Below are 12,218 nucleotides of genomic sequence, written 5' to 3'. Positions count from 1 at the left end.
GTGATGATGAGATACAGCACATTGAGAACAAACTAAACAACAGACCGAGAAAACGGCTGGGATTCAAGACGCCCAATCAGGTGTTCTATAATATCAATTAGCGTTGCACTTGGTGTGTTAATCTAAGTATTGTAATATCATCAGCTTAAAGAACTAACACCCTTAAAACACTCTATTTATACCATCTCATTTAAATTGCCCCAATAGCCCTTATTACTTTTAGCTTAGGTTTGCTTATGCTCCAACGTACCTTATCAAAACGATCATTGTCATTAACGAAATCTGAAGATCAGTCATCCCTAATAAGGCGCTGTGCTCTGATGATTGGCATCTTAGCTACGGCGTTATTTGTCATGCCAAGTGCCCAAGCTGCCAGCTGTAAAATCCCTAAAAGCTACTATAAAAACGTCTCTTGTACGGCGAGTAGTGGTTATTTCTTAGCGGTGAAAGACTTTGGCGCACCGGTTGCTCTTATCAATAAGCAAGGTAAAAGCCTTGTTGATTTATCGCGCTATCAAAAAGTGGATGCAAATAAAATATCAGCAGGTCTATTGCCTGTCATGCGTAATAGTCATGTCGGTTATCTGAATATGCAAGGTCGTGAAGTGATTCCTGTGATGTACGATGCGCTAAATGACGGTCAAGGCTGGGCACGCCCCGTATCGGAAGGTCGCATTGTGGTCAAACAGGGCGGTCATTATGGCGTTATTGACACGGCCAATAGGACTGTTGTGCCGTTTTCGGCAGCGATTAGTGATATTGATGATTACCGAGGCGGTATGGCTCGTCTACGCAAAAACAAAGCGATCAGCTGGCTTGATAAAGAGGGCAATATTAAGAATGCCAATACTCAAAATGCCAATGTCAAAAAAGACAATGTTAAAAAAGACAATGTTAAAAGTAATGACAGTAAAAGCGCCAAAAATAGCCGGGTAAATGATCGACCCGCTGCTAGTAAATCAGCGGTTAATCCTAGCGATCGCGCAAATAGCACACAAAAAAAATCAGCATCCATACCCGTTAATCGCTTTACCACGCTGCAGCCGCGGCAACAAGATGGTAGATGGGGCTTTGTTGATGACAATAATGTCACTATGATTACGTATTCTTTCGACGAAGTACGTCCATTCTCTGAAGGGCTAGCGGGCGTGCGTATCGATGCCGAGTGGGGCTTTATCAATCTTGGCGGCGAGCTTGTGATTCCTTTTAGTTTTAAGGATTTTGATGACTTTAATGGTTTTAATGGCTTTAATGATTCTGACAATAAAAGTCTCAGTCTTGAGAGCCACTATAAGGACAAGCCTTCTTTTGTGTTTGTAGAGGATAAGGCCTGGATTGGCAGCTTAGAAAATGGTAATAAGATGTGCATAGATAAAGAAGGTGCGGCTGTCACCTGTGATTAAATATTGACAGCATATTTTATTTTGACCAAAAAAAGAGCCTATAGCGATTAATGATTGCTATAGGCTCTCTTCTTTAGGCGATAAATGTCACAAGCTAACTTATAAAGATTACTTTTCTAATAAATGATTGCTAATCAAATCTACCATGTATGGCTGATAATACTCAGGAATATCATGTGCCATGCCTTCAATCAAATGAAATTTGGCATTAGGGATGGTTTTGGCAACGACGCGGCCCTGTGAGGCAGGTAATAACCCATCTGCACTACCGTGCAATACAATCGTCGGTGCTTTGACTTGTTTACTAAAGCGGCTGATAGAGCCTGAAGCCAAGATGGCATTTAGCTGTTGTACCGTACCAAGAGGATGGAAATTACGCTGATAACGTATCTTGGCAATGTCACGTACCATACGTACATTCACATGACCTGGGGTGCCGACAGTCTTCATAAACCAAACACTATGGCGCACGATATCACGCTCAGAATGGCTCTCAGGGCGATTAATCAGTGTGTATAACTGTCTAGGCTTTGGTGGTTTTAAAAAGGCACGGTTGGTCGTGGTAAACATCAATGCCATCCGCTGTATTAGACTTGGATAACGCGCTGCTACGATCTGGGCAATCATGCCACCCATAGAAGCACCAAGCAGATGCGTTTTGCCAAGCTGCAATGCCTTGATTAAGCGTGCCGTGTCTTCTGCCATATCGGTCAAATTATAGGCAACCTGCGTGCCTTTATTAGACAGTCCCGTTTGCAGGCGCATCATCATTTTGAGCTGACTAATGCGCGGTAGACCATCGATTTGTACTTTAGAGGACAAACCAATATCACGATTGTCAAAACGAATCACAAAAAAGCCGGCATCAATAAGACGCTTAACAAAATGGTTTGGCCAAAAGATCATTTGCGAGCCAAGCCCCATAATCATAAGTAGTGGCGGATGATTAGGATTACCGCCAGCTTCAACGCACAGCTCGATGCCGTCGCCGATATCTATCATGGCTTGATAAAGATGCTCGCTAAGATCCGAGGCACACCACTGGTGCTCACCAAATTTTTGCCATTCAGGCGTCGGATAGCTCAAGCTACTATCCGATGGCTCAGGCAAGTTAGCAGCATTATTAATGTCATTTTTTTCTGTCATGAACGGTCCTATCTAAAAGGTCATTGGCTTAAAGTTCTAGCATCTCAAAATCAAGCTTGCCAACGCCGCATTCTGGGCACGTCCAATCATCAGGGATATCATCCCATTTGGTGCCCGGCGCGATGCCTTCTTCGGGGCAGCCAAGTGCTTCGTCATATATCCAGCCGCAGACAATACATTCATAACGTTTCATAAAGAGTCCTGTCGATTATTAGCAGTGTTACTATACGTTTTTAAGATGATATTGATGGCACATCAAGAATGATTACCGTCAATATTTAGACTGTAAAAACGCAGCCAGTTTAGCATATAACCGTTGTTTTCATAGTTAAGTTTACACTTGTATATTGAGATTAGTCAGCATTTATCAAGTCACTATGCCTGATTTTATCTAATTAAGCAGTAATGTTTTTCCCATTGCCGCGCAATATTAAAGGCGACTATGCTATGATAGCCGCCGCTAATTTTCCGATGCATATACTATTTGCTATTGTTACATCATTATTTAAGTTATAGACGTTAAGGGTTATTATGAGCGCAAACACCGCTGTTACAGCAGCTGATACTGCAACCGAGTCATCGAATACCCTCAATACCGATCATCCGTTTTGGAACATCATTCGCACAGTACCAGACTTCCCCAAAGTCGGCATTGATTTTTATGATATTACACCGTTACTACGCAGTCACATTAATGAAGTCATTGATGCGCTGCTGGCTGTTCTACCTGAAGGCATAATGGACGAGGTAGATTGTTTGGGTGCTGTTGAAGCGCGCGGATTTGTGTTCGCGAGTTTGCTGGCAGGACGTTTGGGCAAGGGTATGATTTTACTACGCAAACCCGGCAAACTACCGCCGCCTGTTGCCAATAAATCCTATGCGCTAGAGTACGGTAAAGACACTCTTGAGATGCAAAATAATCTGCCACCAGAGCGCGTGCTATTGGTTGATGATATCTTGGCAACGGGCGGCACACTGACTACCGCTTATGAGCTATGTCAATCAGCTGATCATACGGTCGTTGGTGCATTAGTATTATTAGATTTGGTGGATTTACATGGCGATTTTCCAGTGCCTATTTATACGGTATTAAAGGCGTAAATGACGGGCATTTTTACTTATAGGGGTTAAAAATAAAAATTAATATCGATACATTATGTACTGCTGGTATTAATTTTTCTTGCTTGCAGTGCCCATGCAGACAGAGGCTGCGAATAATTAGCCCCAGTAGTTATGTACCTTTTTAAAAGTGGACTGACTATAAGATTTTATTCGTTAAACATAAATGATGACGACAAAAAAGCGCGCTGAATACGTTCAGCGCGCTTTTTCAATGATGCTTTTTTAGATTGCTTTTGCCTATTTTATTTGTGCTATTTGGCTTGCTCGTAGTTTTTGCACGCTTGCTCGACTAGCATACGGCTGACCGTTTTTGGGGCAGTAATTTTAAAATCTTTGGTGGTCAGGAGAGGTTTTTCTGATTGCCAAGACTTTATTACCTTGTCGTCAGCGGTATAATAAACGTATGCCCGTCTGTAATAGCTGGCATCCTTGCAAGAGATAAGCCATTGCTGGTCGCTATGATGAATACCGCTTTCTTTACTGTCACTCGTTGTACTTTTTAATGCAGGGTAAGTTCTACGAATGGAGACGGTAATATTTTCGACGCGCTTTTCATCAAGGATATTGATGTCAGAGCGTTCGATAGCATCCAAATCTAAGCTAAAAATGGAACCGGTCTGACTTTCTGTGACTTTTGACCAGTTTACTGCATGAGCACCAATCGCAAGCGTACTGCTTGCTAATACCACTGCTAGCCGTTTCATAATTAAGCCTTGCTTCTAGTCATTTTAGATCGCTCATCATAGCCAACTTACTATAAGCAGGCAAATTTCTTTTATTACCTGCTGCGTATACTTATGTAATATTTTCACTGTTTTCTAGTGTTTTAGTGAGCAACTTTCAAGCTAGATAGGCTTGGTTATACATCCATATTAATCACATATATAGTCGATTCATTTTAAAAACGATACAGTGCTATTGGCGATAAATTTTTTGCAGCCTCTGTCACGCCTGCCAGCAGCAAGCAAGAAAAATTATAGCCAATAGCACGTTATTACAATTGTATCGCTTTTATTTTGAACGGACTATAGCTTAGCTGCGCATACTCGCTAGCATATGGGCAAGCTCATCACGCGCACCGATAAAGCCGTCAATGCCTTTGGGTAATAGATCTTGAGTAATGGTGTCTTGCTGATAGGCGCTACTGAATTCTTCAGCGCTCAAGCTCACTCGCGTCATATCTGTCATGTCCATCGACATGCTTGCTGATAATTGACGTGTAACCTCGATATCCATTGCCGCCAGCTCATCAATGAGGTCAGGTGCGATGGTCAATAAATCACAGCCTGCCAGCGCCAATATTTGCTCAGTTGAGCGGAAACTTGCGCCCATTACCTGCGTTTTGTAGCCATGCTGCTTGTAGTATTGATAAATGAGCTTAACCGATTGTACGCCCATGTCATCAGAGACGGGTATGTTTTGACGGTTTTGCTGGCGTTTTTGCCAATCCAAAATACGTCCAACAAAAGGGGAGATCAAGGTCACGCCAGCATCAGCACAAGCGATGGCTTGATGTTGCCCAAAGAGCAAGGTGAGATTGCAGTGAATGCCTTGGGTTTCGAGATAGCGGGCAGCTTCAATACCTTGCCAAGTCGCTGCCATTTTGATCAATACGCGCTCTGAGTCGATACCTACTTTTTGATAGGCTTCCATGAATGCCAATGCCTTATCAATGGTCGCTTGTGTGTCATAGGACAAGCGGGCATCGACCTCAGTTGAGACGCGTCCTTCGATTAAAGATAAAATATTACAGCCGATTTGAATGGTCAGCTCATCAATCACCGCGTCGATATCATCTCGATGGCGACTCATGGTTTCTGATAATACCGCTTCATTATCAGGATGAATCAGAGCTTTGGTAATTAGACTTGGATTGGTGGTCGCATCGATAGGTTTTAGACGCTCAATGGCGGCAAGATCGCCTGTATCAGCGACAATGGTAGTCATAGTGCGAAGCTGTTGTAATGCGCTCATCAGATATCCTTGGTATTATTCATTAATGGTATTATTCATTAATGGTGTTATTTTCTTATGGATGGTTGTGGTCTATTATGGATAAAATCCTGTGTTCGTTTAAACTGTAACATAGATTTGGGCACATGTTACCTGATAGTTTTAACAGGCTGAGCTCGTATATCGCCTAACTATGCTAACATTTATAATGATTTGTCACTTTACACTCATTTACGAATGGGCACTGTCCGTAGTTTTTGCTATAGTAGAGCCGGTCACTGATTGAGCTTCGCAAATACTATGGACTTTACCAAGAACATAGCGCTGCTTTAAAAAACCAATAATGATAAATTGGCAATATAAGAGTAACGAATAGCAAAAATATTTATGTCTTTTAAAGAAGTGTTTATTTAAAGAAGTATTTATAGTCATCATTGACAAGTAGCTATACCTAACAGTCATAAAATCTAAAAAGGATGGGCGGTAATGAGTGAGCAGTCAGCAGAACAAAACAATGATAATCTGAACCAAACCACCGCAAGCATCAGCGCTACCGCAACGGATAAAGAGTTTTTAAATACATTGCGTGGCAGTATCGATGCGGTAGACTGCGAAATTCAGACGCTGATTAATAATCGAGCCAAATTGGCTCAGCAAGTGGCGAGCGTGAAAAAGAATCACATTGCCAACGATCCTGCTGCTGAAAATACCAACCCTATCTTTTATCGTCCAGAGCGTGAGGCGCAAGTGCTAAAAGCCGTCATGGCGCGTAATGAAGGCCCTATCGCCGATGAAAAAATGGCGCGCTTATTCCGTGAGATTATGTCGATATGCCTCGATTTAGAAGCCCCGCAGCGCATTGCGTTTTTGGGTCCATTAGGTACTTTTACCCATGCCGCTGCATTAAAGCACTTTGGTAAAGCGGCAGATACTGTACCGCTCAATACCATCACTGATGTCTTTCGTGAAGTTGAAGCAGGCACCGCAATGTATGGCGTCGTGCCGGTTGAAAACTCATCTGAAGGTGTGGTCAATCATACGCTAGATGGATTTTTATCTTCTACATTAAAAATAATCGGTGAAGTTGAGCTGCCGATTCATCAAAACTTTTTGGTCGCTGAACATACCAAACTTGATGGGTTAAGCCGTATTTACTCGCACCAACAATCATTGGCACAGTGTCGTCATTGGCTGGATGTGAATTATCCCAATGTCGAGCGTGTTGCGGTATCGAGTAATGGTGAAGCGGCACGTCGCTTAAAGAATGAGTGGCATTCGGCAGCGATTGCCGGTGACGTGGCGGCGGCAGAGTATGATTTGCATAAACTGTATTCAAATATCGAAGACAATCCAAGCAATACGACCCGTTTCTTGATTATTGGTCATGAAGCGATTGCACCATCGGGTCAAGATAAAACCTCGATTATGGTCTCAGCGCATGACAAAGCGGGCGCTCTGATCGAAATCTTAAAACCTTTATCGTACCATGGCGTGTCGATGACCAGCATTGAAACGCGCCCTGAGCGTCCTAATAAGTGGGCTTACGTCTTCTTTATTGATATGAATGGGCACATTGAAGACCCAAATGTGAGCGCCGCTATCGCTGATATTCGCCCATTGGTCAAAGACTTACGTGTCTTAGGCTCGTATCCAAAAGCGGTACTATAAATATAATAATTTTTGTTGGTGATCGTTTGATTGGTATTAGCAGCAGACGCTTTATAAATTGTATTATCACAAACAGCGGTCCCTATTGACATTAATGGGCTTAGCCAATAATAGATGCGTTATCACATCTAAGGATTAATCATGCAGTCTACGCAATCGACAGAGTCAAATTTATTACCGCTCGTACCTGCTTATGACAGTATTTTGGCGTTGGCGCCGTATCAAACTGGCAAGCCTATTGAAGAGTTGACACGTGAGTATGGCGTGTCAGATGTGGTAAAACTTGCCAGTAATGAAAATCCGATAGGCTGCTCGCCGCACGTCACGCTAGCGATTACTGAGCAGTTGGGTCAGCTATCACGTTATCCTGATGGCAATGGCTATTATCTAAAGCAAGCATTGGCTGATTTTAATGATGTCAATGTTGATCAGATTACTTTGGGTAATGGCTCTGATGATTTGCTTGATATCTTGGCGCGTAGTTTTGTGGGTGCGGATGATGCAATCGTTTATAGTCAGTATGCCTTTATAGTCTATTCGATGCTCGCTAAAATGCAAGGCGCTATGGATGTTGAAGTGCCTGCTCAGCGCTTTGGACACGACCTAAAAGCCATGAGCCAAGCGGTTCAGGATAACCTCAATACCAAAATCGTCTTTATTGCCAATCCGAACAATCCAACCGGTACGCAGCTTGAACATGGTGAGCTGAGAGAGTTTGTCGCCAGTGTGCCAAGCTCAGTACTGGTGGTGTTGGATGAAGCTTATATAGAATATAGTCCTGAGAGCAATAATCGAGCACTGTTAGATGAATTTGATAATGTGGTCATCGTCCGCACCTTTTCTAAAGCCTATGGTCTTGCTGGTCTGCGTGTTGGCTATGCACTGAGCTCGGTAGCTGTGGCAGATTTGCTTAATCGCATTCGTCAGCCATTTAATGTGAGCCGCATTGGACTGGCGGCAGCGGCGGCGGCACTTGCGGATCAAGATTTTATTGAAAAAACTCGTCTGATGAATGACGAGCAAATGCGTTGGTTAGAAAAACAGTTTGATGCACTGGGACTGGGTTTTATAAAGTCACATGCCAACTTTATTATGGTCGAAATCGAAGTTGAAATGGAAGATACAAACGCTGCTGTGATTTATCAGGCATTGCTTGAGCAAGGCGTTATCGTTCGCCAGCTAGAGGTTTATGGCTTGCATAATTGGCTGCGTATTAGTGTAGGGGTCGCAGAAGACAATATGCGTTTGATTGATACTCTGCGCTCTATTTTGACCGATGATTAAATCAATAACTAGTAAGTAATCTAATAAGCAATTTAATAAGCAGTTTAATAAGTAACCTAATAATTAAAACAATATGCAAAAAATAAATCATACCGTAAATGTTCAAGCAGCAACCAAACTGACCCCATCCTCTGCGCAGCCACTATTCCAGCAAGTGTGTGTGATTGGGCTTGGATTGATTGGTGCCAGTCTTGCCCAAGCCATCAAAGACAATGGATTGAGTCAGCGACTGGTCGCGGTAGACAGACATCTACCGAGTATAGAAGAAGCGATTCAACATGGTTTGCTAGAAGCTGGTAGTGCAATATTAAGCGAAGTGGTATCTGGTAGTGATCTGATTGTCATTGCGGTGCCAGTACAAGCGGTACAAGCCGTATTTGTCGATATCAAAGCCGCAATGGATAATGGACAGCTTGATATTGATTGCATCATTACTGATGTCTGTAGTACTAAAGTCAATATCATTGATGCTGCCCAAGCCGTGTTTGAGACATTGCCTACTGGGCTTGTGCCAGCACATCCGATTGCTGGTGCTGAAAATTCGGGGTATCATGCTCGCCGCGCCACCTTGTTTGTCAATCATAGCGTCATTATTTGTGAGCTACCAACGACCAGTCATTTGGCAATTGCAAAGCTCAGGCAACTATGGGAAGCGGTAGGGGCTAGCGTTATGCCGATGGAGGCCGCGCATCATGATGCGATATTGGCCCATACCAGTCATCTTCCGCATTTGCTCGCCTTCAATCTGGTTGAGCAGCTGGCAAGTCATGATGACAATCTAGATATATTTCGCTATGCAGCAGGTGGCTTTCGTGACTTTACGCGCATTGCTGCCAGCGACCCTAAAATGTGGCATGATATATTTTTTGCCAACCAAAGCGCGATAGTCAGCGCCCTTGATGAGTACAGCGTTTATTTAAATGATATACGTCAGCTTATCATTGATAAAGATTCAACCGCCCTGATGGGACTTTTGGGCCGCGCGCAAGCCGCACGGCGACATTTTGGCCATATGTTAGCCAGCACCCCTTATACGGATACTCCTGCCATGTCAGCTTCTTATAATATTACCCCAAGCAACACCGTCTCTGGCACCATTACCATTCCTGGTGACAAGTCTATCTCTCACCGTAGTATTATGCTCGGTAGCCTTGCAACCGGTGTGACCCGCGTGACTGGATTTTTGGAAGGGGAAGATGCGCTTGCCACTTTGCAAGCATTTCGCGATATGGGCGTGACCATTGAAGGTCCTGATAATGGCAATTTAACCATTCATGGCGTTGGTATGAATGGCTTAAAGCCAAGCAAAACGCCCCTATATATGGGTAACTCTGGTACCAGTATGCGTCTGCTATCAGGTATTTTAGCCGCACAAGCTTTTGATAGCGTACTGACAGGTGATACCAGCTTAAACAAGCGCCCAATGGAGCGTGTAGCCGCGCCATTACGTCAGATGGGTGCAGTGATTCAAAGCACCGGTCAAAAAGGTACAGCGCCGCTCAGTATCACTGGTCGAGATACGGCCGGCAAACCGCTAAAGGGTATCGATTATGAGATGCCAGTTGCGTCAGCTCAGATTAAGTCTTGCTTATTGCTGGCTGGACTTTGGGCGGAAGGCACGACGACCGTCACTCAGCCTGAAGTTAGCCGAGACCATACTGAACGCATGTTATCGGCATTTGGCTATCCTGTGACTGTCGATGGCAATCGCATCAGTGTTGAAGGCGGTGGCACGCTAACAGGCGGTGATATTGCGGTGCCTGCTGATATCTCTTCAGCGGCGTTTTTTATGGTTGCTGCTGCAATCAGTCAAGATAGTGAATTGACCTTAAAACAGGTCGGCATCAATCCAACACGTACTGGTATCATCGATATCCTTAAGCTGATGCAAGCGGATATCAGCTTGAGTAATGAGACCCATGTTGGCGGTGAGCCAGTAGCTGATATTACCATTCGTAGCTCAAACTTGGTGGGGATTGAAATACCAGAGTATCTGGTGCCGCTCGCGATTGATGAATTCCCTGTATTATTCATTGCTGCCAGCTGCGCCCAAGGTCGCACTGTTTTGACGGGCGCAAAAGAGCTGCGTGTCAAAGAGTCTGATCGTATTGCGGTCATGGCAGATGGGCTACAAACGCTAGGTGTTGATTGTACAGTGACGGATGATGGTCTAATCATTGAAGGTAAAGGCAGTAAGTCTAACCTCAATGAAGTGAAGAACAGTCAAGCGGTATTTGGTGGTGGACATATCGTCTCGCATCATGACCACCGTATCGCTATGAGCTTTGCTGTTGCAAGCTTACGTGCCTCGCAGCAAATCAACATTGAAGGCGTTGAAACCGTCAATACCAGCTTCCCAGGATTTGCAGAGCTTGCCAACCAGATTGGTATGTCTATTGACGTTGTGAGTGCTTAACGCAGTATTTTTAATGTGCGCCAATGAGATTCAGTGATATTGGCTCAACAATAAAATTAATCAGATAAATTCTTAATTTTATTGTCGATTTTTTTATTTTAATTGTGGTTTTCGCCAGCAATGTGTTGATACGGTTTTCAGTATCAGCACATTGCTTTTTACCTTTTACACTATCTGTAGTAACCCTGTGTTCTTACCACCAGATTGTCATCAATGATGAGAATTGGGTGAGCGCGCGCTTTGCTCTAAAAAGTTGTCCTATCTTATGACTACCCAAAATGTCATCAAAAAACCGGTTGCTCCTATTAAAACCACCAGACGCGGTATCATTACTGCGCTTATCGCCTTTTTTATCTGGGGCGCTTTTCCTTTATACTTTAAGCAATTATCAGATTATAATGCCACCGAAATCATTGGTCATCGCATTGTGTGGACGTTTACCTGTCTACTGATTGTGCTGGTAGTGACCAAGCGTTGGCAGTGGATTGACACGCTAAAGAAAAATCCCAGATGGATTGCCTATTCTTTTATCTCAGGTATTATCATCGCGATCAATTGGCTCACTTATGTATGGGCGGTCAACCATGATCAGATTTTAGAAGCCAGTTTGGGCTACTTTATTGGACCACTGGTTGGCGTGGGATTGTCGATGATTTTGTTCAAAGAGCGCTTGCGTACCCTACAATGGGTCGCCATTGGCTTTGCGCTATTATCAGTCGTCATTCAAGTGGTTATGATTGGTAGCTTGCCATGGATTTCATTGATCTTAGCGTTTAGTTTTAGTACTTATGGCACCATACAACGCCAAACCCCTCTGACAGCGGTCGATGCCATGTTTGTCGAAACGGCAATGTTACTGCCTATTTTTATCGCATGGTTTTGGCAGTCTGATGTGGCGAGTAGTGATATTGGCTTTTGGTTTACGCCCTCGATTTGGCTGCTGATGCTGGCAGGACCGATTACTTTGATACCGCTGTTGATGTTTAATAAGTCTACCAAACTGGTCGCTTACAGTATCCTTAGCTTTATGAATTATCTGACCCCAACCTTTATTTTCTTTTTGGCCGTGTTCTATTACAATGAGCCATTTGATTTACATCGCTTGGCGGTATTTGGTTTGATTTGGTTGGGTCTGTTATTGTTCAGTATCGACTTATGGCGTCATCGCCCCAGTAAACAGCTAAAAGCGGCGCGCCTGCGTGAAGAGGCGTTATCCTCTAAATAAA

At 43.7% G+C, this 12,218-nt stretch carries 10 protein-coding genes and 1 pseudogene; 7 read left to right on the top strand and 4 right to left on the bottom strand.

Translation table 11 applies throughout. The features are described from left to right. Both JMW90_RS14025 and JMW90_RS01145 read left to right on the top strand, forming a co-directional pair. Positions 1-101, top strand: a pseudogene (locus tag JMW90_RS14025) (IS30 family transposase); the annotation flags it as partial. A 135-nt stretch (positions 102-236) separates the two neighbouring features. Continuing rightward, positions 237-1,403, top strand: a complete 1,167-nt coding sequence (locus JMW90_RS01145; protein ID WP_201561282.1) for a WG repeat-containing protein — start codon at positions 237-239, stop codon at positions 1,401-1,403. A 108-nt stretch (positions 1,404-1,511) separates the two neighbouring features. Here the strand turns inward: JMW90_RS01145 and JMW90_RS01140 are convergent, their stop codons facing one another. Continuing rightward, a complete protein-coding gene (locus JMW90_RS01140; protein ID WP_201561281.1) occupies positions 1,512-2,549 on the bottom strand; it encodes an alpha/beta fold hydrolase in 1,038 nt (345 codons plus the stop codon). A 28-nt stretch (positions 2,550-2,577) separates the two neighbouring features. Continuing rightward, the gene (locus tag JMW90_RS01135) at positions 2,578-2,742 is read right to left on the bottom strand and encodes a rubredoxin (protein WP_011280463.1); all 165 of its coding nucleotides are present in this window, start codon (positions 2,740-2,742) and stop codon (positions 2,578-2,580) included. Between the two features lie 338 nt (positions 2,743-3,080). Here JMW90_RS01135 and JMW90_RS01130 point away from each other — a divergent pair, with 338 nt between their 5' ends. Next, positions 3,081-3,650: an adenine phosphoribosyltransferase gene (locus tag JMW90_RS01130; RefSeq protein WP_201561280.1), complete on the top strand. Its 570-nt coding sequence runs from the start codon at positions 3,081-3,083 to the stop codon at positions 3,648-3,650. Between the two features lie 272 nt (positions 3,651-3,922). On the opposite strand, the gene JMW90_RS01125 is transcribed toward JMW90_RS01130, so the two are convergent. Both JMW90_RS01125 and JMW90_RS01120 read right to left on the bottom strand, forming a co-directional pair. Further along, positions 3,923-4,375: a hypothetical protein gene (locus tag JMW90_RS01125; protein ID WP_201561279.1), complete on the bottom strand. Its 453-nt coding sequence runs from the start codon at positions 4,373-4,375 to the stop codon at positions 3,923-3,925. Between the two features lie 328 nt (positions 4,376-4,703). Beyond that, entirely contained in the window at positions 4,704-5,645 is a 942-nt protein-coding gene (locus JMW90_RS01120) for a transaldolase (protein WP_201561278.1), read from the bottom strand. A 465-nt stretch (positions 5,646-6,110) separates the two neighbouring features. Here JMW90_RS01120 and pheA point away from each other — a divergent pair, with 465 nt between their 5' ends. The 4 genes from pheA (at position 6,111) to rarD (ending at position 12,217) form a co-directional block, all read left to right on the top strand. Continuing rightward, positions 6,111-7,292, top strand: a complete 1,182-nt coding sequence (gene pheA / locus JMW90_RS01115) for a prephenate dehydratase (protein ID WP_227691812.1) — start codon at positions 6,111-6,113, stop codon at positions 7,290-7,292. A gap of 141 nt (positions 7,293-7,433) precedes the next feature. Next, the gene (gene hisC, locus JMW90_RS01110) at positions 7,434-8,576 is read left to right on the top strand and encodes a histidinol-phosphate transaminase (RefSeq protein WP_201561277.1); all 1,143 of its coding nucleotides are present in this window, start codon (positions 7,434-7,436) and stop codon (positions 8,574-8,576) included. 73 nt (positions 8,577-8,649) lie between these two features. After that, positions 8,650-10,992, top strand: coding sequence for a bifunctional prephenate dehydrogenase/3-phosphoshikimate 1-carboxyvinyltransferase (locus JMW90_RS01105; protein ID WP_201561276.1), 2,343 nt, complete (start codon positions 8,650-8,652; stop codon positions 10,990-10,992). A gap of 265 nt (positions 10,993-11,257) precedes the next feature. Next, positions 11,258-12,217 carry an EamA family transporter RarD gene (rarD, locus tag JMW90_RS01100; protein WP_201561275.1) on the top strand — a complete coding sequence of 320 codons (960 nt, stop codon included), beginning with the start codon at positions 11,258-11,260 and terminating at the stop codon, positions 12,215-12,217. Position 12,218 lies beyond the last annotated feature (1 nt).

Source organism: Psychrobacter glacincola (assembly GCF_904846215.1).
Lineage (GTDB): Bacteria > Pseudomonadota > Gammaproteobacteria > Pseudomonadales > Moraxellaceae > Psychrobacter > Psychrobacter glacincola.
Note: the sequence above shows the minus strand (reverse complement) of the source record. Positions and strands in the feature narration are given on the sequence as shown.

Bases quoted from the DNA above. Each gene is read 5' to 3' on its own strand.
- JMW90_RS01145 (WP_201561282.1), top strand. From the start codon at position 237: ATGCTCCAACGTACCTTATCAAAACGATCATTGTCATTAACGAAATCT.
- JMW90_RS01140 (WP_201561281.1), bottom strand. From the start codon at position 2,549: ATGACAGAAAAAAATGACATTAATAATGCTGCTAACTTGCCTGAGCCA.
- JMW90_RS01135 (WP_011280463.1), bottom strand. From the start codon at position 2,742: ATGAAACGTTATGAATGTATTGTCTGCGGCTGGATATATGACGAAGCA.
- JMW90_RS01130 (WP_201561280.1), top strand. From the start codon at position 3,081: ATGAGCGCAAACACCGCTGTTACAGCAGCTGATACTGCAACCGAGTCA.
- JMW90_RS01125 (WP_201561279.1), bottom strand. From the start codon at position 4,375: ATGAAACGGCTAGCAGTGGTATTAGCAAGCAGTACGCTTGCGATTGGT.
- JMW90_RS01120 (WP_201561278.1), bottom strand. From the start codon at position 5,645: ATGAGCGCATTACAACAGCTTCGCACTATGACTACCATTGTCGCTGAT.
- pheA (WP_227691812.1), top strand. From the start codon at position 6,111: ATGAGTGAGCAGTCAGCAGAACAAAACAATGATAATCTGAACCAAACC.
- hisC (WP_201561277.1), top strand. From the start codon at position 7,434: ATGCAGTCTACGCAATCGACAGAGTCAAATTTATTACCGCTCGTACCT.
- JMW90_RS01105 (WP_201561276.1), top strand. From the start codon at position 8,650: ATGCAAAAAATAAATCATACCGTAAATGTTCAAGCAGCAACCAAACTG.
- rarD (WP_201561275.1), top strand. From the start codon at position 11,258: ATGACTACCCAAAATGTCATCAAAAAACCGGTTGCTCCTATTAAAACC.